Here is a 21,569-nt window from a genome sequence, read left to right as displayed (position 1 = left end):
AACAATAACTAATGCCTGATCAAATTGTCTTCGAGCTCTTCGAGGGTTTGCCCTTTGGTTTCTTTGACCTTCCTTAACACGAAGAGAAAGCCCATGAGACAGATGCCTGCATAGAGATAGAACGGACCGTATGCGCCTAATTTTTTAGCGAGCACGGGAAATGTAAATACGAGGATAAAGTAGGCGCCCCAAAGGGAAACAATGGCTACAGACGAAGCCACCCCCCTTATTTTGTTGGGAAAGATCTCCGAGATCAACACCCAGGTTACCGGCGCAAGAGAAATCGCATACATGCCGATGGCCAGCAGCACAAAAATGGAAACCATGCCTGCGGGGAACTGTTCCTGCAGCATAAAGGCCAGGATAATGTATACTATCGACAGTCCTAACGAGCCGATCAGCATCAGCGGCCGGCGGCCCATTTTATCCACCTGCCACATCGCCAGCAGGGTAAATACCAGGTTCACGAATCCGATCGCTACGGTTTCAAAAAGCTGCCTGTCGAGATTTGCGCCCACGGATTCGAATATGGTAGAGGTATAGTTGAACACCACGTTGATCCCGCAGAACTGCTGGAATACGGCTAAAGTGATGCCGACGGCTACTGCCGGCCGTACGCGTTTATCAAATAGTTCCCTTAAAGTGCGTGTAGTGTTGCCCGTTAATGATCTTTGAATAGCTGAAACCGTACTGTCAACGAATTCCACGGAGCCGATCTTATGTAAGACCGACCGGGCTGCCGCATCCCTGCCGGCTTTCATCAGCCAGCGGGGGCTTTCGGGAAGCCATATTACGCCTAACAGGAAGAAGACGGAAGGCACCGTTCCCAATCCGAACATCCACCTCCAGGCATTTTCACCCGTATCGGCCAGAAAATAATTCACCAGGTTGGTGACCAGGATGCCGATCACTACGGTCAGTTGGTTGATCGCTACATTCCTGCCCCGTACCTTTGCCGGCGAGATCTCGGCAATGTACATCGGGCATAACATAGATGCCATCCCAACGCCGATCCCCGCGGCAAAACGCATCAGCATAAAAAAAGTAAGGCCGGGGGAAAATGCGATGGCGACGGAAGAAATCGCGAAAATAAAAGCAGCGAGCATCAGCCCGGGTTTTCTGCCATATTTATCGGCGAGCCTTCCGGCAATTAAACAGCCTGCGATACATCCCAAAGCCAGGGAACCTGTTAAAAATCCTTCCCACCAGGCATCCAACATAAACTGTTCCCTCAGGAACGGCAGGGCGCCGGAAATCACCGCAAAGTCGAACCCAAACAAATAGCCGCCGAGGGCGGAGATGAATGAAATCCCGAGAATGTACCTGCTGTTGAATGTGTTTTTGTTGTCTGTCATGTCATTACTTGGTTATTTAAAATTGTCTTTTTATCGGAAGTTCAACAATGGATATATCCAGTTAAAGCATGGACTATATGCTCATTCCAAATTGAGGTAAGCAACCGCTCCGCCTCCTTTAGCCAAAGGCAGCTTTATTTTCGTCTGGCTGGTAACTTCCATTGCCTGGTAATGATAGCCTGAAGCGTTTGCGCTGCCCGCGTCCGTATATAAATTAGCCACGTAGGTTTTGCCGGCAGGTAAAAAAGAGAAATCAAGCTGAAGCGTTCTTTCATCCCAGTTGGTCATGGCGCCGATAAACCATTTGTTCCGGTATCTTTTGGCCATTAAAGCATAAGCTCCCACCCGGGCGTCCAATACCTTCGTTTCATCAAACACGGTGGGAACGGCAGACAGGAACTTCAATACGTCCGGGTATTTCTGATATTCGACCGGGGAATCGCAGAGCATGGCAAGCGGCTGATCGAAGATCACGAACATCGCCAGTTCGTGGCACTTTGTTCCCTGGGTGGAAGGCAATCCCGGGTCTACAGGTTTAAATGTTTTCCTGCTGCTGTTCCGCATGGAGCCCGGCGTATAATCCATAGGGCCTGCAAGCATGCGGATGAAAGGGATCAGCAGATGGTGGTCCGGGTTGGCGCTGTAATCCCATTTTGAACATTCCGCTCCCCTTACGGCCTCGTAGTTGACAATGTTCGGATAGGTCCGCTGCAGACCGGTAGGTTTGCTGCAACCATGGAAGTTTACCATCAGGTTTCTTTTGGCCGCGGCGCGGGCGATCTGCTCAAACCACTGTATAGCCTGCTGATCGTCGCGGTCAATAAAATCTACCTTGATTCCGGCGGCTCCCAGCGATTTCAGAAAATCCAGCTGTCCTTCAAGGTCCTTCATCAACGTACTGGCTACGCACCATAAAAAAACGCCCACCTGTTTTGATGCGGCACGCCTGATCACGCTGCGCACATCAAGCTTTGGGTTTACTTTCAGTAAATTATAATTGTCAGACCAGCCGGCATCGATCATCAGGTATTCGAAATGGTTTTCCGCCGCAAAATCAACGTAATAGTTATAAAGCGCGGTATTCCTGTTGGCCATGCCGGAAGGTATGGCAGCCCCCGGCAGCAACGCATCGTGCCACCATTCCCAGGCGGCCTTTCCCGGCTTTATCCATGAAGTGTTGCTGAGCTTTGAAGGAGTGGCGAGTTTGTAGATCAGCTGGTTGTTCAGCAGCGTTTTATCGTCGCCGGAAGCGATGATCACTCTCCAGGGGAAACTTCTTTCGCCGTAGGTTCTGGCGATAAAATCAGACCGGTCCTTCACTACCGATACAAAATCGCCCCAGCTTCCCATTACCGTGCGTAAAGGGTAGCGCGACCATAAGCCCGTCATTTTGCCGTTATCTTTAAGTACATACATGCCGGGGTAATCGAACAGGTCCGATTCCGCGATCACCACTTTAACGCCGGATTCTGGATAAGAAAATAGGGTAGGGGTGATGGCTTTTTTTCCATCGGGTATCAGTGCCGGTTCAGCATATGTTTTATAAGGCACTTCCCAGGAGGTAAAGTTGTCCGTTTCGGGAAAGATCACCTGCGGAACGCCGGGGAGGTTAAAATCCGCGCGCTCCGTCAATACTTTTATTGTATCTGCAATATGGGTGATGAACCGGTAGGCGAGCCCTTCGTTATAGGCCCTGAAGGCTACGGCATAATGGCCCCGGAAGTCGATCAGCAGTTCGTTGAAGGTGTTATCGAGCACAGCCTCCTTTCCATACAACGGTTTTATCCGCCCCCTGAATGTGTGCTGCCTGGCTTTCCGGATATTTGCGGATTTTCCCAGCACCTGGTTTTCCAATGTCATCGAAATAACAGACGGGGCGATTACAGTCTGATCTTTTAACGATATGCTGTAAGTAATGCTGTCATCTATCACCACGCGCAGCCGCAGCTGGCCATTGGGTGATGCCAGGGTGTAACTTTTGGGGGTTGTGTTCCCGGCTTTGCCATGGAATATTGCGAGAAAAAGGAGCGACCCGGTAAGTAAAATGTATTTAAAGTTCATGACTATGCTATTGTTCTGAATTTAAAATGAATGCTGTGCTGATAAACCGCTTCCGGGGTTAGCACCGTTGAAGGAAATAAAGACTGGTTGGGGCTGTCGGGGAAATACTGGCATTCCAGGCACAAGCCGTCAAAAGGTCCGTACACCTTTCCATGATTCCCGGTTTCGCTGCTTTGCAGGTAATCGCCTGTATATAACATTAAACCGGGATATGAAGTATATACTTCCATTACCCTGCCCGATTCCGGCGATGTGAGTATACAAGCCGGCGCTTTCGTCCAGTCTCCTTCAGCCAGCACGTAACAAACGTTCAGGCCGGTAGCCTCGCCGGCGTCATTTACGGTTATCCTTTCCCTGATCCTGTTTTTCTTAAAAGACAATTCAGCCGCGGGAACGATCAGGCCGGAGGGGATATGGTCGGGGCCGGCGTCAACCAGACGGTCCGAATGAATGGTCAGCTCGTGGTCGAATATCTTGGTGGTGGCCGCCGAGAGGTTAAAGTACGCGTGATTGGTAAAGTTGGCGATGGTGTTTTGATCGCTGCTTGCCCAATAATCGATCAGCAATTCATTGTCGTCCGTCCAGCGATAGCTCACCTTAAATTCCAGGTTGCCCGGGAAGCCCCCTTCGCCGTCTTCGCTGAACAGGCTGAAGGAGAGCGTCTGCCGGTCGATATCGAAATCGAATACCCTGGCATCGAACCCGGCGCCGCCGCTGTGGATGTTATTCCCACCGTCGTTGGCGTTCAGTGTATAACTATTGCCGTCCAGGATGAACTTTGCCCCGGAGATCCTGTTAGCGAATCTTCCAATGGTGGCCCCGATATAATTTTTGTCGCAGAGATATCCTTTCAGGTCGGGAAAACCCAGTATAACATTGCCGAGCAGACCGTTTCTGTCGGGAACATACGCCGCGACCAATGTTGCCCCGTAATTGCTGAGGCTTACAAAAGCACCGCTGGCATTTTCCATTCTGAACAGATGGATCGTATCATTGTTCAGTTTACTCCATGGATGATGTGTGATCTTACTCATAAACTTCTAAAGGAAACCCGGATCGGCGCGTCGGCCGATCGCAGGTTGGTCAACTCCTGGCTATTATGCCCACGATGTGCATCTCTGATATGGTTTGCGCTTAATTCACTTTAAAGAACGATAGTTCCAGAAGGTGGATGTAGTTGGTTCCGCCCCATGTTTCCAGCACTTTAAAGCGGAGGTATTTTACTTCAGGAATGCCCGCGGGGAAAGTGAACTTTTCACCGGCTCTTGCAAATGCACGGTCTGCATCGCTCAGCTGCCCCCTGGGCAGGCCGGATGGCTTCACCGAAGTAAATGTCTCCAGTTTGGTCCAGCTGTTATCAAAACTTCCGTCGGGATTCGGGCTGTTGCTGCCCCATACTTCAAACACTTTAAGATTAGCAACGTCGTACAAGGCGTTATCGCGTTGCCAAAGCCTGAAATGGTCCGGCTTTGCGGTTTGCCCCATGTCTATCGTGAACCACTGCGGCAAACCGGAGCCGCCGGTATGGAAACCAGCAGGGTCTCCGCCGCCGGTGCCGTCATTGTTGTCCCATAGATTCTCCAGTTTCCATCCGTATTCATCGTTAATATCCGTGGGGAGTTTATAGGTCCTGAACAGTGATTTGTCCAATTGCGTAACCTTGATGATCGTCGGGAAATCCGTAAACTGCGCAACGTTGAAACTATCAATGGAGCCAGGCTCGGGAATATAGGAAGAACGGTATTGTATGGTTGTGCCCGGTTTGTAATCCGGGATCACGATGCTGTTGTCTTCCGGCAGCAGCTCCTTTTCTTCCGTGGCGCCGGTGCTGTTGGTGTAACGGATCGTTGTTGCTACGTTCAACGTGTCCTTCTTGTTAAAATTCAGCTGCAGGCTCCCGTCGGGTAAAAATTGATAAGGCTCGGTTGCATTTACTCCCCTGTTCAATAAGGTGCTGGTATAAGTTGCGCCGTATACCCTTACGTTGTTGATCTCGGTCGAGATGGATTTATTGCCTTCATTGTCATAGGAGACCACTACGAAGGCATAGACATATTCATTCAGGTCAGGCACGATCACCTTTACGGTATCTTTGGGATCATGGGTGGCTGCGGCCACCTCCAGTTTATTCACGCCGTTGTTCCAGGAAACGACATACCTGGTGATGCTTGGGTCCGGGCTGGGCCGCCAGAACAGTTCCGCGCGCAGGTTACCGGTGTTGTAACCCGCCGCCTGGATCTTCCCGGGATATTTTATCTCTGTATCTTCCAGGAAATCTTTATAATCATCGCCATACTTTTTACAACCCCCGATCAGCAGTGATGTAAAACAGATGAGCGCAATATTATTTATGATCTTCATAACCTATTTCTTTAAATGAAACGTTAACGTTTATAGCGGGTTGCCGTACATGCTTATTTCCAAAGCGTTTACATAAGTTAAGCCGCCCCAGGTTTGTGTAACCTCAAGCCTGATGTATTTCGCGGGCCCGGCTGATCTTGGCATGGTGAAGTTGACGCCTTTAGCCACAAAGGCCTTATCGGCCTCGTTTGCCTGGCTCGGCGCCAGGCCCGACGGCGGGTTCGGGAAAACGAAATTGCCCATATTCACCCAGTCCCCGGCCACGGTGCCCGGCGCGGAACCCGTTGGCAGGTTTACATCCGCGGGATTATCCTTATCGGACCCCCATAGCGTGAATTTGCGCGTATTCTGATATTCATAATAGCTCGGTCCCCTTTGCCATATTACCAAACGGCTGATCTTGGCCGGTACGCCGATGCCAAACGTGCCGATACTCCTGGGAACGTTGGTATTGGTATGCCAGCCCGGCTCGCCCAGGTTGCCATCGAAGAGATACTTCAGGTCCCAGCCGAATTGATTCGTCGGCGCGTCGCTGGCCAGGGGATAGACAAAAAATTTGCTTTTATCCAGGAGGGTTTCAAATAATGGCGTTACAGTTTTGAATACCGTATCTGAAACATTGCCGAACCTGTCTGTGGTATATACGCCCACCTTCTGCGGCACCGGTGGTAAATTCCTGATGGAAACGTCTATCGTGTCCGTATTTACATATTCAGGGTCCTGCTCTTCGTACTTTTGGGTGGTTTCGTTGTATACCAGCAAATGCAGCGCAAGCGGCGACCTGTTTTTGTTGAGCCCGAAGAAATTGGCGCCTCCAAAATCCGGTGTGATCTCAAGACCGGAATTGATCAAAATATAATTGGGCGTTTTAGGATGCACTTTTACGACCACCGGGTCAGACATCACATTTGCCCTGCTCACGGCATATAAGGAAACTTCATATTCTTTGGCCCTGGCAAAACCGTCTACCATGATCGTATCCGTATAATAACTAGCCTTGGTTTCCCTCACCCGGTCGTCGTTAATGGAATAACGGGCCAGCACATACAGGAGGTTCTTTGAATCCGGCAACCGGTAGGTGATCTTTGCCGCGCCGTCCAGGTTCTCCACGCTTACATTGCTCACCACTCCGGGTTTTGTCATATCCTTTGATATGATTTCGATATTGGCGTCCTTCTTTTTACACGAAGCCAGCGCTATGACCGCCAGGGAAATGGTAAACATCAAAGAGAACAGACCTTTTTTATCATTCAGTTTTTTCATCTTTTTGAGTTTTAAATAGCTTACCAGAATATGGTTTGGGTCAGATTTTCATTTTTAACCACCTCTTCGTTTTTGATGGGCCATAAATAATCTTTCAAACCAAAAGTCGGTACGGCTACGGTTACGGGCCTGTAATAATTTGCCGGGGCGTCTTCATTTACGTTCCAGCCCTGCAGGGGCCTGCTGAGTACGCCCTGTAATTCTTTCCAGCGGCGAAGGTCCCATCCGCTTTGACCTTCAAAACAAAGCTCTATCCTTCTTTCCTGGTGAATGATCTCCCTTCTGCCTTCTTTGGTGTCTGGCTTGCCGGGTTTGTTCGAATACTGCTGCCAGGCCGTTTCCACGCCGGGCAAACCGGCCCTGGTGCGCACTTTGTCTACCCAGGACAAGATCTCCGCTTTGGGCGCGGTCCCCTCTTCGTTTAAAGCCTCGGCATACAATAAGTATAATCCGGCCAAACGCGCAACGGGTAATTTGAACGAGGCGAAGCTGGCATTCTGGTTCATGATCGACATATAATGCACCAGTTTTTTGGGCCAGTACCCGGTCACATTGGTGGCGTATTGACTCTTGGGACCTGCAAGGGCGAACCTTCCCCGGCCCTGTACATAATAAGCGTCGCTTTCATTGATCTTGTCGTTGCCGAACCAGATGCCGCCATCGAATCCCAGCGCTGCGTAAAACCTCGGCTCGCGGTTAAAATTGGCTTTTGCGGTTTCGTAGCCTTCTTTGATGTAATGTTTGTTGGCGGCATCTCCCATCCTGGTGGTATTTCTCCCGGCGTAATCAAAAACGCCGGTATTGTCTTCGTTGATAGGCACGCCGTTTTTGGTGTAGAACAATTCGGTGGTTGACAGCGGCACCGCCCAGTTCGAAGGATGCTCGTTGCCCAGGGAAACCGATTCCTGGTTCAGTTTGGGAAAGTTGAATCCCTGGTAGGGGAAATCATATTGTGAAGAAATGATCAGCTCGGGGTTCTGGTCCCATTTTTCCGTGATCACAGCCTGCAGCTTCAATACCTGTTTCAGTTCATCGGATACTTCGGATACCTTATCGATAGGCACCCTGTTATACAGATCGCCGCCCTGCGCCAGAAACTCGTCGATAGCTTCTTTGCAGGCTTTGGCTGCGAGGGTCCATTTTTTGGGATCGGCGGCAGCCGGGAAAAGATGCCGGCCGTCTTTGTCCTTAAAATCCGCATAGTCGGGATTGCCGTTAAATAAAGGGCTTGCCGCGGTGGTCAGTACTTCGGCCTTTAACGCCATCCCCATCGCTTTCGTTGGCCGGCCCAGCTCTAAAAGACGATTGCCGATAATGACCGGCAGGTCTGGTATGGATTCTTCCAAAAGCTGGGTTACATAAGCGAAGGATTCGTCTACGGTCGCCCTTTTTACTTTCGTTTCTTCTATCGGGCCGTCGATCGCGCGGTTTTCTTTAGCCAGGGAGATGGGGCCATACAGCTTGATGAGGTAATAATGGTAAAATGCTTTTAAAAACTTGGTCTCGGCGATCCATCTTTTCTTTTCGGGTTCTTTCAGATCAAAGGGCTTATCAATGTTCTCAAGCATGATGTTACATCGCCTCAGCGCAATATACAGGGGCTGGCCGCCGTTGGAGCCGTTCCAGTAATTGATCACCGGGTCCGACGTATTTTGCACGCCGCCTCTTATCAGCTTAAAGCCGGGGGATTTGATCTGGTTAAAGGGATTGTCGTCCAGGCCAAGTGGATAGATCACTTCCGATGAGGTCACAAAGCCCACGTTATTCTCCACATCGCGGTTGATGCTCTGGTATGCGTTAAAACACCCGAAGAGGTAGTTCTCCGCTTCGTTCCTGTTCGAAAAAGCGTAGTCGAGCGTTCCTACATTGTTGGGAACAACGTCCAGGTATTTCCGGCAGGACGTTCCCATAACACACAGAACAACAACGCAGGCCAGTTTATAATAGAATTTCATATCTCAAGTTTTTTCTGCTATGATGAACAATTATAAATTCACGTTTACGCCCAGGTTGAATACCTTTTGTATGGGATAGGCAAATCCATTGCCTCCCAGCTCAGGGTCCCACATTTTAAAGGGGCTCCAGGTGACCAGGTTCAATCCGTTGAAATAAAAGCGGCAGTTTGCGATCTTTAACGACTTCAGGAGGTTTTTGGGCAGCGTATAACCGACCTCAAGCGATTTTAAACGGATAAAGCTGCCATCCCGAAGCCACCATGAACTGGGCTGCAGGTTATTGGCGATCAGTTCGTTGCTGGTGCCCAGGCGGGGATAGACCGCATACACGTCCTGGTTTTCCTCAGACCAGTGGCTATCCGCAAAATCCTGCAGCACCTGCGATCTTCCTTCTACATATTTTACATTACGTTCTAAAAACGGGCTTACTTTTCTCGGGTCGATAAAGAAGGAAACTCTCGCCTGGCCCTGGAAAAACGCGGAGAGGTCAAATCCCTTAAAGCCGGAGGAAATACCAAAGCCATATACGATTTCCGGCGTGTTGGGATAACCCATGAATACCATGTCCAGGTCGTCGATCTTGCCATCGCCGTTCAGGTCACGATATTTAATGTCGCCTCCTCTCGGCTGCATTCCTGTAATTTTGTTATCGTAAGCATCCTGCGTGGTGAACAACTGTTTCGGCGAATTGGCCACTTCGGCGTCGTCCACAAAGAGGCGTTCCGCGATAAAACCGTAACCGCGACTGATCGGCTGGCCCATAAAATGCCTCCAGGTCTCGGGATAATTGGGTTCTTCTATGTAAGTGTATTTGTTGGTAGAATAGGTAAAGTTGGCTCTTACCGCAGCCCACAGGCCGCTGTTGAAATTTTTTTTGTAATCCAGCGACAGGTCTATGCCTTTTGAATCGACCTCCCCGAGATTGGTCAAAACATCAGCCTCAAAACCTTCCGTTGCCGGTATGTTCCGCGTGCGTAAGATGTCGTAACGGTGATTTTTATAAATTTCTGCGATGATATTGAAGTTTTCCAGCAGGGTGATCTCCGTTGCCAGGTTGGTTTGCCTGGATGTTTCCCAGGTAATGTTCGAATTGGCGTAACTTCTGATGGTCACGCCGTTTAACTGGTTTTGGTTATTGATGCCGAACTGTGCGAAGTTGCCGCCGTTCAGGTTTACATCGGAAAGGTAGAAGAAACGCTGGGAGCCGATGGCGTCGTTACCCACCAAACCATGGCTGAAACGGAACTTTAAACGGTTCACGATATCGTTCTGCTTCCAGAAGGCTTCGTTGGAAGGTACCCAGGCCGCGCCGATGGTCGGGAAAAAACCATAGCGGTTATTGGATGAAAAACGCTCTGAGCCATTGTATCCGAAGTTGAACTCGACAAAATACCTGTCATTAAATGAATAGGTAGCCCTGCCCGCCAAACCGAGGTTTCTGAAAGGCAGGGAATATGGCAGCGTAGTGGTGTTTGTTCTGGGATCTTTAGCGCTTGAATACAAGGTTTGCTGTGCAGTGCCGATCAGGGTGGAACTGAGGGTATGGTTGCCGAATTTCCTGTTGTAGTCTAAAGCAGCCTGGATGTAGTAGAAGGAATTGGCATTGGGCTCGTTTTTGGAATATTCCAGGTATTCCGTGGGAACGTTGCTGAACGACGGACCTTTCATGGGATTCAGCCAGGTAAGCGTATAGGTGTTGTCTGTTTTGTCGTAGCTATCCGCGCTGTAAAAATAAGGGGAATAGGCAAGTTGTGAATCAAAATAAGAATACCGGTTGGTGTTGAATATCCCTCTTAGTTTAAGGCCTTTGGTGATAAAATCGAAGTTCTGGTTAAGCTCCAGCTGTGCGGAGAGGCGCGACTCTGAGGAGTTCTTATGTCCTTTTAAAAGCTGGGCGTAGGGGTTCCCGTTTGGGTAAAGGATGCTGTTGCTTCTTGTTCCGTTCGGTCCGCCTACGTTGCCGAACAGGATGTGATTGGCTCCCGTATTGGCTTCGTCGGCGGGATAATAGGCCGGGAATAAAACCGGGCTGGCATGCGAAGCGATCGCGTACAGGTCCGAAGCAAAAGACCCGTCTAAGGTGATCGGCCCGTTGTAATCGCTGAACGTGCCTGAAAGCCTTACGATCACCTCGGTGGATTTGGTAAGACTGATGTTGATGTTTGAACGGAGCTGGTAATTCTTGAAATTAACGTTGTTGTCGTTGTTGTTGCGGATGTCCGTTTTTAATATTCCATTGTCCACGTTATAGGAGCCGGAGATATAATACTTGGCCACTCCGCCGCCGCCGCTGATGCTTAAATTGTTGCGCTGGGTGCTGGCCTTGTCTTTAAACAGCATCCCGATCCAGTCGACCGCTGGGTATACATAAGGATTGCTGCCGGAGGTGCCTGCAATGGTGGCTTTTGTATTTTGTATTTTAACTGCCGGGAAAGGCAAGGGCAAAGCCGGATCGCGCGTTAATGAAGCTTCGTTAAAAAGTTCCATATACTGGATAGGATCTACCAGCTTAAGCGTTTGGGTGGATTGCGATTGGGAATATTCGGAACGGAAATTTACATGGGCTTTTCCTTCTTTACCTTCCTTGGTGCTAACCAGTATTACGCCATTGGCGCCGCGGGCGCCGTAGAGCGCCGTTGCGCTGGCATCTTTCAGGATCGTAAAACTGGCGATATCATCAGGCTGCAGGCGCGCCAGGTCATTAGGCGTCAGCTCCACGTTGTCGATCAGGATAAGCGGGTCCTGCTTGTAACCGAAAGTGGTTACTCCCCTGATGAAGAAGGAGGCATTGTCCTGCCCCGGTTGCCCGCTGCGCTGATAGGAGATGATCCCCGCCGCCTGCCCCGCAAGCGCGGCGGTCAGGTTACTGGCGGGAATCTTCAGATCGCCGGGCTTAATGGTAGTGACCGAGCCTACCACCGCTTCTTTCCGTTGTTTTTGCCCCATTGCGGTGATCACTACCTCGTTGGCCAGCATGCTGTTTTCCACGAGGCGCACGTTGAGGTTCCGGGTAGTAGAGGTTACCGTGATGCGCTGCTCTTTAAACCCGATGTAAGTGATCCTGAGCACGGCTCCTTCATTCACCTCGATCACGAATTTGCCGTTTGCATCGGTTTGGGTCCCGACCTTGGTGTTACCCAAAACCATTACCGTCGCTCCGGGAATGCCCCTGCTTAGCGTGTCTGATACTGTACCGGATACGGTTATCCTGGGAGTTCCCTGTGCGAAGGCCTTGTTTCCCGCAAACGAAAAAAAGCATATCAGCAGGAATGCGGAAGCCAGATGGCCTTTACTGAAATTAAAAATGTATCTCATAAAGATGGAATTAAGTGGGTGGACAGATCAGCGGAGAATTTGTACAGGTAACGGAAATAAAAACACCTTCTGTTCCACGGAAAAAAATGATAAAAGAGCCTTATACGCAGGGTAAAAGTTACATTCATAACGTTCGGGCTGGTTGATAATTGGTATATAGTAAAACTACGCTAAACCGGCTTGCGGGGAATGTATAAATTAATCATAATGATGGATAATAAAATCATTTGCCACCTTCGGAATAAAGTCTGATTTTGGGCTTTTGGCCTATGGGTATGCATAAAATGATCGTAAAGATGGACTATAGTATTATTCGAAAATCCGCAGCCGCTATTTTCTAATCGCTAAAAAATGAGTAATTTTCATTACTGAAAAAACGACTGGCCAACGGCATGATCAACCAAAACAAAAGCAGGCCAACAGCTGCGCAGAAGAACCTATCAGGAAGTATTTAAATATCATGTATGGAAGAACAGAAAAAACTCATGGAAGAAGGTTTTCTTGGGCAAAGGATGATCGTTTTAACACCGAATATCAGGAAGGAAATCAAATCAAATCCCTTAATAAACACCCTTTACCTCACAGCCATCGGTCATTATCCGCATGCCGTCGGCCATGAATGCGAGCGGCCGCGGGGCGCAGGCGAGTTTATTTTCCTGTATTGCACCGATGGCGAGGGCAGGATAGAAATGAACGGAGAAGTGTATGTGTTAAAGGCCAATAATTTTTTTATCATCCCCAAAAACATAGCGCACCGTTATTACAGCTCGGAAAAGGCGCCCTGGAGCATTTACTGGCTGCATTTCAGCGGCACAAACTCCAGGATGGTCTACGAACGTTTCCTGGTCGAAGGGAAGCATGAGGTGCAGGCCATTCCTTTTGAGGGATACCGGGTTCAATCATTCGATCAGATATTTACTACACTGGACCGGAGTTTCAGTTCCAGGGATATGGAAATTATGAATTTCCGGGTGCTTCATTTTATAACTTCGTTCATCTATTATAAGGAGATCAATCCCAAAGTGTATAGCGTGGATATGGTCAGCAATTCAATTGCCTATATGAAAATGAACCTTGATAAAAAAAAGAGCGTGAAAGAGCTTGCGGATCAGCAGAATCTGTCTGTTTCCCATTATCTGCGCAGTTTCAAAGCCAAAACCGGGCAACCGCCAACCGCGTATTTCAACCAGCTTAAAATACAGCAGTCCTGCCAATACCTTTACTTTACGGACAAAAACATTAAGGAAATCTGCACTTCGCTGGGTATCGACGACCAGTATTATTTTTCACGATTGTTTACAAAACTTATCGGGACATCGCCGTCTGCTTATCGTAAGACTTATAAAAGATAGAGGTTCCTGCGATTTCCCGGATTGGCTTATTGAAACGACTTTTTTTATCAGGTATTAGTGATGCCAAGGATTAAAACTTTATCAAATAATTTTATAAAGTTTTAAAAACATAACTGATTTGATACTTAAACCTACCCCTTGCGTGTTTACCAATTCGTCTTGGGCGAAATTGCAACTAAAAATATCTTTTGCGATTAAAATATATTATTATCTTTAATACCGTGAGATGAAAATTGAGTTGAAGGCTAACCCGACATAGGTCCCTATACAATCTCAAAAAATTGGACGAAATAACCTCGATGTTAACTTGTAGATGGCAGCTTATTGTTACCCGTAAAGTAGTTTATGTGATTTGGATGTTCTGTTGCCTTGGGAGGTTTTTTGTCGGACCTAATGTTTATTTATGAAAAAAATGTTAAACCTCTTTTGTTTGCAGAAAATTCTATGATGTACCTATTTAAGTATGATGGGCGATGCCGGCGTACCCGGCATATTTTCTAAACGTATCCAAAAGGTATCATTTAAGACAAATTGGGTTAAGGCCTCTGTGCTATGATTGTTTATTAAAAATGATCGCACGGGGATTGTTGTGCCCGTCACTTTACCTTGAATAGCAAATCTGATGTTGCGATCAGGGAATTAATTCCATGGGTTGTCGTGCAATCTGAATTCAATGTCTGATTGCTGCTGGTACTTCTATGCTCAGGGCAGGGCATTACATTTTTTCGTTTTTATCTTTCAGTTTAATAGACACAATTATGAAATCACATGTATTTAAAGTAATGATAGCTGGAGCTTTTGCAGCGTTATTACTGATGAATTTTGAAAAATTAAGCGCCCGGACCCAATCCAAAAATGAAACTGGCGCTGCATTGTTAAACAGTGATACTGGCGACAGCGACAGTAACACCGATACAAATGGCGGTGGGGCATACAAGTATTGCGCTACTGATGAATGTACTAGGACAATCTTAATTGGTGAGCCGCCGTATGAGATTCCTGTAGTTGAAATAGGATATTATAAGCATTGTGTATTAACACCGGACGCAACACAATACTGCAATAGCAGTTTATGTGATGTTGTGTGCACTTTTGATGATGATACATTGTAGATGCGTTGATCGACGCGCGCTCAGTTAAGCGAATCATCACCTATATTTTTTCAGATTGATATTTAAATATATCCGGGATCTATTTTTTATTATTCACTAAATCACAATTATGAAATCGAAACTTTCGAAAGTTGTGGTAGCGGCAGTATTTGTAGCGCTACTGCTCATGAATGTTGGCGTGTCACTAACCGCCAGCTCTCAGTCAAAAAAAGGGAATGTATCCGCTATGCTAAACAGCGATGATACGGGTGATAGCAACAGTGACAGCAACAGTGATACTAACGGTGACACTGGTGGCGGTTCACAATATAAGTATTGTGGGCTTGATGAATGTGAAATTAAAGAGATGGCAGGTATTCCCCCGTACACGTATGAAGTTACTTTAAAGGGGCACTACATGCATTGTAAGCTTATTCAGGACGCTTCTAAGAACTGTTCGTCAAGTGTTTGTGATGAGGAGTGTGATGCCTCCAACGATACGGATTGATTTGTGATTTCCGGTACGCATGTATTATATACATGTGTACCGGATTGGTTTTTCATAAAGAAGCTGGTCAATCGATGCGGGTTCCTATATCAGGCATTATGGTTTTAACAATATTCACGAAGTTGTATGAAATGTAAATATTACGTAAGTCTTATAGTTTTAATACTGTTCTTTTCCTGTAACGATAGAAAGGCTTCCATCGAAGACGAATCGGCATTTATTCTGATACCATCTCCTAAAGAGATTAAGGATTTGCAGCTTAGCAGATATTCTGAAGTATTTGACAGCGTTAGAATTATAAGATTAGAAACAAAAGCCGAATCGCTGATTGGACGAGTGGACAAAATTCTTTATAACAACGATCATATTTTTATACTGGATCAAGTTCAGAGCAAGGCAGTCTTTGAATTTGATGGTAGTGGTAAATTTATCAGGCGTTTTGGTAAGAATGGGAATGGTGTTGGCGAGTATAATGAACCTAACGATATTTCAATAATTGGGGACGAACTGGTTATTTGGGTGAATGATCAGACTAAATTTATTATTTTTAATCTGGATGGGACATTAGCGCGTGAGGTCAAAACAGGATCTACCGCAAAGTCTGGTGTAATGCTTGGCGAGAACAGGTACGCATTGTATCTGGATATCGGTAAGGATTGGAAAGGAACGGAGAAATATAATTTGAAAATGTATGACCGTACCGAAAATTTGGATGGAGTTGGATTTGAATCGAATTGGGAATACTTCAGTAAGGGCGGTTTTTTCTTTAGTCAGAATCGTCGGAAATTCCTGATTTCACCAGGTTATTCCAATACCATCTATGAAATTTATCCCGAAGGAAATGTTCTTTCAAAAAAATATGGAATCGATTTTGGGAAGGCTCAGATTCCAGATGGTTTCTCCGATAAATATAAGGGGCCAATGGCTTTTCACGAAGCTTTAGCCAAATCAGGGTATGCATACCTGGATCACTACTGGGAAACTGATGATTGCCTGATTTACACATTTGTGTACAAACGAAAGATTTATAGCGCATATTATTCGAAGAAGTCAAAGCAAACGAAATATGCCAACACATGGTTCAATGACGTTAATGGTTTTTTTACCGGAGTTAACAAGGGTATATCCGGAAACGATGTCGTTATGGTATTTGACCCCAGCCATATTGAATCCTTGCAAAATGTGTATAAAGCTCCACCTTCCCGAATTCAGATGGATACCATGGCAGCGGCGGCAAACAGGTTCTACAAGGCTATATCAGGCAGGGATGATTTTGTTGCCAGTGATTTCATTTACACTCCGGAGGAAATAGATGTGCTTCAATCAGTCAAATCATCTGATAACCCTATTGTGTTGATCCAGAAACTGAAATATTTCTAAAAAAATTAGTAAATGAAACGAAAGATAGTATATTTTGTTATCGTGGCGCTCGTATGTACTAACATATTTACCTTGGTCAATATTTCGGCGGCCGATAAGAACTCGGTTACCGGTAATGGTTCACTTGATAGTGCCAGGCTGGCTAATAGCAAGTATCTTTACATCAGTTCTATAAAAAACATACAGTTAAACAACAATATTAAAATAAACGGCCAACTCCAACTTTTGAATGACGAACAAGGGACACTAAAGCTTGAGCAACTTGTTTCCAGAGGACCAAAGCTTATCGTAAGAAATACGGAGACAGGCTGTGGCGCCTGCATTGAAAATGAATTAAAAAAAATTAAGAAATTCGCTGATATTATTGGGGATTCGAATATTATAGTTATCACTACGCATAGCAATTTGAGAAAATTGAGCGTTTTCAAGCAGACGAATAAGGTGACATTTCCCATATTTATTGCTGCTGATCTTGGAGTTCCGTTTGAAAAGGAGAGTGATAAGCCTTTCATCTTTTTACTCGCTTCTGACATGAGGGTTCATAATTTCTTTATTCCAGAGGTTACTGAGCCGGAATTGTCACAGGCATATTATTCATCAATCTATAAGCGGTATTTCTGGGTAGCCGGCCGGAGCAAATTTGAGATTCTGCCGTCCTTGTAGCTTGATTGATGGAGTTCAGCTAAGAACAGATTCATTTATTTTTACTGTAGTATAGTAATGTTTGAGTATAGTTTTTTTTATATATTTTCTTTACTTAGAGATGTAAGGCTCCTTTTATCAATTTGTTGTATACTTCTCGTTAATTCGAAATCGTATTCGCAGAATAGTTCCCCTACACCTTCCGGCTCAGGAATAGCTGTTGGAGTGGTTCGTGATAGTGTACACAACTACGTTTTGCAGTCTGCTACGGTTTCAGTTTACAAAGTCGGAACAGAAGAACTGGTTAGTTATCAGCTTACAAATAATTTTGGCCGGTTTTCGCTGAAGCAGCTCCCGGTTGGCATCCAATTGCGCCTGGTTGCCACTAACATAGGTTATCTTCCTGCTAAGAAGGTGTTTGTGATTTCTTCAGCAACGAATGAAATAAATCTCCAATCGTTAAATCTTGAGCGCTCACCGATCGCATTGAAAGAAGTGACTGTTTCCGGAGGGTTGCCGCCTGTGCAGGTCCGGGGAGATACCCTTGAATTTAATGCAGACGCTTTTAAACTGGATTCAAATGCCGTTGTTGAAGACATGTTGCGTAAGGTGCCCGGCATTACGGTCTGGAACGACGGATTGATTACTGTAAACGGGAGAAAGATTAACAGGCTGCTGGTAGATGGGAAAGAGTTTTTTGGGCAGGATGGCAAAATCGCACTTCAGAATCTTCAGAAGGATGCTGTAAGAAAAATACAGGTTTATGAAGATAAAAAAGAGGAAGATCCTAATGTTCCCAAAACAAATATGAATATCGTGTTGAAAAAGGATAAAAAAGATGGATACTTCGGGAAAGTCAGCGCAGGTTTAGGCACGGTAGGACGTTATGACGGCAATGGAACGTTTAATTATTTTTCACCTAAAAATCAGATCAGCCTGGGGGGCGCAGTCAATAATGTCAACAAAACAGCAAACAACATTTCCTCTTTAATAAGCATCAATTCTTTTAAAGGGGCGGGTGTGGGTAATGATTATCACGCTGATTTCCGGAAATCTGGTGAAACAGTATATAAAGCGGCTGGTGTCAGTCTCTTTCATGACTTTTCCAGACTAGAAATTGATAGAATAGACACCAATAATCTTAAGGTTGAATATTTCATGACATCCAATAGTGTTTCCAACAGAGAGCAACTCACAACCGAAGTCTCGCTGGGCGAGAAGGAATTTCTTTCTCAGGAAGCCACCAACAACTCCGATGCCAGATTGGACATGGAAATGCTGAGTGCCAAATACGATAAGAAGTATGCTCATAGCCGGTTGCTTGCAACATACGATCTGCAACATAATGCAGTCAGCACTCATTATAACCGCATAAGTAGATCCGCCAGTACTTTAACCGATGAACTTACAGAGAATAGTGATGTCCGGGAAATGAATAATAACAGGTTAAATCACACCGTGGATCTAAACTACTCAACGCAGCGGCATAGGGATTTTGGCAGCGACAGGTATAAATCGGTAAATATGGAAACAAATTACCGGTTTGGATTAGGTAGCATTGATGAGGACAGTAAGCGATCTACCATGCTAACAACAACTGACGGCGTTCAAAATCAGTCTTTCGACCGGCTCTATAATACCCGGGCAGTTTCATCATTTCATTCAGTAGCTAACAGCCTTAACGATGTTTTAAGTTTGGCTGGACTTAGGAGCAGGATGGCAAAGATAGATTTAAAGAACTCTTTACTCTTTCAGAATAAAAACCAAACGGATGCTGTTAGCGATTTTTCCGGTAGCGATGTGCGTTATATTCCGAACGAGTCGCTAAGTACAAAAAATGCAACCACGGAATTGAGTTACAGACCGGGATTGAACTTCTCTAAGAGCATGGTGGACAATCTGTCTGGCCGGTACAGAAAAACCTGGAGCTTCAATTTATTGGCTGAGAGTGAATTTTTTTCGTTTAAAAATGAGTCCCGGAAGGAATATCAGAATTTAAACAGATCATACTTTTTCTTTCTTCCATCATCCTCCATTGGCCGGAGAGACTACCGGATTGGTAAATTCCAGAAGACATATACATTAAAGTACACTACCCGAGTACAATACCCGACTCTCGAGCAACTCGCGCCAGTTGTAGATAATGCAAACCTATTTTCGCTCGATTTTGGTTCAATCGCATTGCAGGCTCCCTATACTCATGATGTGTCATTTAAATATTCATATAACAATTCCAATGTTAATTATCCATTCCAGGGTGAGATCAGCGTTGTGGGCGGCGCTACAAAAAATTTCATTTCTGACAGCAGCTATTACGAGGAGTTCGGAAGAAGGGTATACTTTCCCGTAAACGTCTCCGGAGAACGCCACCTTTCCGGGGCAGGAAGGGTACAGAAGGCGTTGAAATTCGATAAACATCAGTTTCAGCTTTCCGGAAGCTCGAATGTGTATTATTCGAAGTTCCCTTCCTATTTGGATGGAGAAATTTACCAGACAACCAGACAGACGTTATTTACAGAAGCAGATTTGGTCTATTCTTTTTCTGACCTGTTGACGGCAAGAGTTGGCGCGTCAATGTCCAGCAGCCGCACTGCGCGGATCGCTTCTGATGTTTTCAGGTTCGGCAACGTGAAGACCTACACGAACGTCGCGCTGACCATGCCCAAGAAAATTTTTCTTACTACCAGGTTTGAGTTCAATAAAAATACTTCTACCAATGTGAAGGACATCACCTTTGCTATCTGGAATCTGGATTTGGGGTACAGGTTTTTCAAGGGTGCAAACGGGGAAATTAAACTTTCCGGATTGGACCTGCTCAGGCAGAATAAGGGCATTGTTAACTATGTCAACAATAACAGTATATCTGTAGGTGCGGTAAATGTTTTGCAGCAGTATTTTATGATCACGCTGGCATATTATCCCAGAAAATTCGGGCTGAAAGGAAAATAGTTGCAGACGATTTGCCGAATACTGACATAAAAAAGATATTTAAAAATAGTTTCATGAACTCAAGGATTATTAGGAGATTGTTTTCGCAGGTTGTGGGACTTGCCTTTCTGATTGTAACCCCGGCATATGCCCAGAATATTGTCCAGATCGACACCAGCTCATTCACAGCCATTCGTATCGACCCTTCCAATGCAATGGGAGGGAATGTTTCTGATATTTTTAGTGGACTGGAGTATATTCCGCTTGAAACAACCCCGAAAAGCACTTTAGGTAAGGTCAATCAACTGGGAATACTCAACGGGCATTTTGTTGTACTGGACTATGATAAAAATGCCATCTTCATTTTTGAGGACAACGGTAAATTTCGGGCGAGGATAAATGGGAAAAAGGGCATAGGAATACAACGGTTTTATATAAATAGGTGGACGAACCAAATTGTTTTTTCAAACGATAATTTCCAAAGCATGAATTACTGCGACCTGGATGGAAAGGTAGTTCGCACAGATAGGAATATGGATTTAAGTGGTATTCCAATCATCTATTTGAATACCAGTTTTACTTCAAAAGACCAGCTGATCGGTTACGATCAATATAGAGATCTGGATACTTTGTCAATATATTACAAGCCTTATTCAAGATCTCTGCTGAGATTTGGTCATCCGATTCATTCAATCGGAATGCCCTATACTGCTGCTGAAAGTAAAATAGATGTTTTGAGCACTGCTGTCTCACCACTCAAACCCACTGCCGATGATACTGTTTTTTTATTCACAAAGCCCTATGATTATTTAGTTTATAGCATAACGCCTAGCAGTATCGCGCTTGCGTATAAATTCATATTCCCGCAGTCCTTTTCGTTACCCGATGACTTCCTGGTAAATAGAATTTATGAGCAAAAGAGAATAGCCTTTGTCCAAAAAAACAAAAGTTTGATTTTTTCTTTGAATAACTTTTATAAGCTGGGACACAATCTCCTGTTTAGAGCGAGTGCATATACTTCCAGCATGGAAGATAATTTGATTTACAATCTGGCCTCAGGGAGTCTCATAGCGTATAAGCGCATATTGCCTGATGAGATGTCTTTTTTTCTGCCAATTTGTGACAAGGTGACTTCTAATTTTGAAAATATAGGTATTGCGTACAGTGATGGCACATATATTTATACCAGTTTGTCCTCGCTCTCTCTTTTCAATGGAAAGGAAGAGGCAAAAGATAAGAAAGTTGCATATCCGGAAACACTAAAGAGGTATTTTAACAAGAGTACTTCAACAAGTAATCCAGTTATCCTTCGGCTGAAGCTGAAAGAAGAACTCTAGGAGGGAAGTGGCAATCGGTCG

The 21,569-nt window shown here is 45.7% G+C and carries 14 protein-coding genes; 7 read left to right on the top strand and 7 right to left on the bottom strand.

Annotated elements, in window-relative coordinates; all coding sequences use genetic code 11:
- Positions 1-8 precede the first annotated feature (8 nt).
- From J7I43_RS08290 to J7I43_RS08260, 7 genes are all read right to left on the bottom strand, one after another.
- Positions 9-1,355 carry a sugar porter family MFS transporter gene (locus J7I43_RS08290; RefSeq protein WP_209145184.1) on the bottom strand — a complete coding sequence of 449 codons (1,347 nt, stop codon included), beginning with the start codon at positions 1,353-1,355 and terminating at the stop codon, positions 9-11.
- An 81-nt stretch (positions 1,356-1,436) separates the two neighbouring features.
- Positions 1,437-3,416, bottom strand: a complete 1,980-nt coding sequence (locus J7I43_RS08285) for a glycoside hydrolase family 97 protein (RefSeq protein WP_209145182.1) — start codon at positions 3,414-3,416, stop codon at positions 1,437-1,439.
- 2 nt (positions 3,417-3,418) lie between these two features.
- Positions 3,419-4,450 (bottom strand): aldose epimerase family protein, encoded by a 1,032-nt coding sequence (locus tag J7I43_RS08280; RefSeq protein WP_209145180.1) that lies wholly within the window; start codon positions 4,448-4,450, stop codon positions 3,419-3,421.
- 100 nt (positions 4,451-4,550) lie between these two features.
- Entirely contained in the window at positions 4,551-5,777 is a 1,227-nt protein-coding gene (locus tag J7I43_RS08275) for a DUF4998 domain-containing protein (RefSeq protein WP_209145178.1), read from the bottom strand.
- A gap of 30 nt (positions 5,778-5,807) precedes the next feature.
- Entirely contained in the window at positions 5,808-7,040 is a 1,233-nt protein-coding gene (locus J7I43_RS08270) for a DUF4959 domain-containing protein (RefSeq protein ID WP_209145176.1), read from the bottom strand.
- A gap of 20 nt (positions 7,041-7,060) precedes the next feature.
- Positions 7,061-8,995, bottom strand: a complete 1,935-nt coding sequence (locus J7I43_RS08265) for a RagB/SusD family nutrient uptake outer membrane protein (protein WP_209145174.1) — start codon at positions 8,993-8,995, stop codon at positions 7,061-7,063.
- 30 nt (positions 8,996-9,025) lie between these two features.
- Positions 9,026-12,310: a SusC/RagA family TonB-linked outer membrane protein gene (locus J7I43_RS08260; RefSeq protein ID WP_209145172.1), complete on the bottom strand. Its 3,285-nt coding sequence runs from the start codon at positions 12,308-12,310 to the stop codon at positions 9,026-9,028.
- A 464-nt stretch (positions 12,311-12,774) separates the two neighbouring features.
- Here J7I43_RS08260 and J7I43_RS08255 point away from each other — a divergent pair, with 464 nt between their 5' ends.
- The 7 genes from J7I43_RS08255 (at position 12,775) to J7I43_RS08225 (ending at position 21,548) form a co-directional block, all read left to right on the top strand.
- A complete protein-coding gene (locus J7I43_RS08255) occupies positions 12,775-13,662 on the top strand; it encodes an AraC family transcriptional regulator (protein ID WP_209145170.1) in 888 nt (295 codons plus the stop codon).
- 758 nt (positions 13,663-14,420) lie between these two features.
- Positions 14,421-14,774: a hypothetical protein gene (locus J7I43_RS08250; RefSeq protein WP_209145168.1), complete on the top strand. Its 354-nt coding sequence runs from the start codon at positions 14,421-14,423 to the stop codon at positions 14,772-14,774.
- Between the two features lie 109 nt (positions 14,775-14,883).
- On the top strand, positions 14,884-15,261 hold the full coding sequence (locus J7I43_RS08245) for a hypothetical protein (protein ID WP_209145166.1): 378 nt from the start codon (positions 14,884-14,886) through the stop codon (positions 15,259-15,261).
- Between the two features lie 126 nt (positions 15,262-15,387).
- Positions 15,388-16,641: a 6-bladed beta-propeller gene (locus J7I43_RS08240; RefSeq protein ID WP_209145164.1), complete on the top strand. Its 1,254-nt coding sequence runs from the start codon at positions 15,388-15,390 to the stop codon at positions 16,639-16,641.
- Positions 16,642-16,653: 12 nt separating this feature from the next.
- Positions 16,654-17,304, top strand: coding sequence for a hypothetical protein (locus tag J7I43_RS08235; RefSeq protein ID WP_209145162.1), 651 nt, complete (start codon positions 16,654-16,656; stop codon positions 17,302-17,304).
- 234 nt (positions 17,305-17,538) lie between these two features.
- Positions 17,539-20,232: an outer membrane beta-barrel protein gene (locus J7I43_RS08230; protein WP_209145160.1), complete on the top strand. Its 2,694-nt coding sequence runs from the start codon at positions 17,539-17,541 to the stop codon at positions 20,230-20,232.
- Positions 20,233-20,285: 53 nt separating this feature from the next.
- Positions 20,286-21,548, top strand: coding sequence for a 6-bladed beta-propeller (locus J7I43_RS08225; RefSeq protein WP_209145158.1), 1,263 nt, complete (start codon positions 20,286-20,288; stop codon positions 21,546-21,548).
- Positions 21,549-21,569 lie beyond the last annotated feature (21 nt).

The organism is Chitinophaga chungangae, from assembly GCF_017742215.1.
In the GTDB taxonomy this organism is placed as follows: Bacteria; Bacteroidota; Bacteroidia; order Chitinophagales; family Chitinophagaceae; genus Chitinophaga; species Chitinophaga chungangae.
Note: the sequence above shows the minus strand (reverse complement) of the source record. Positions and strands in the feature narration are given on the sequence as shown.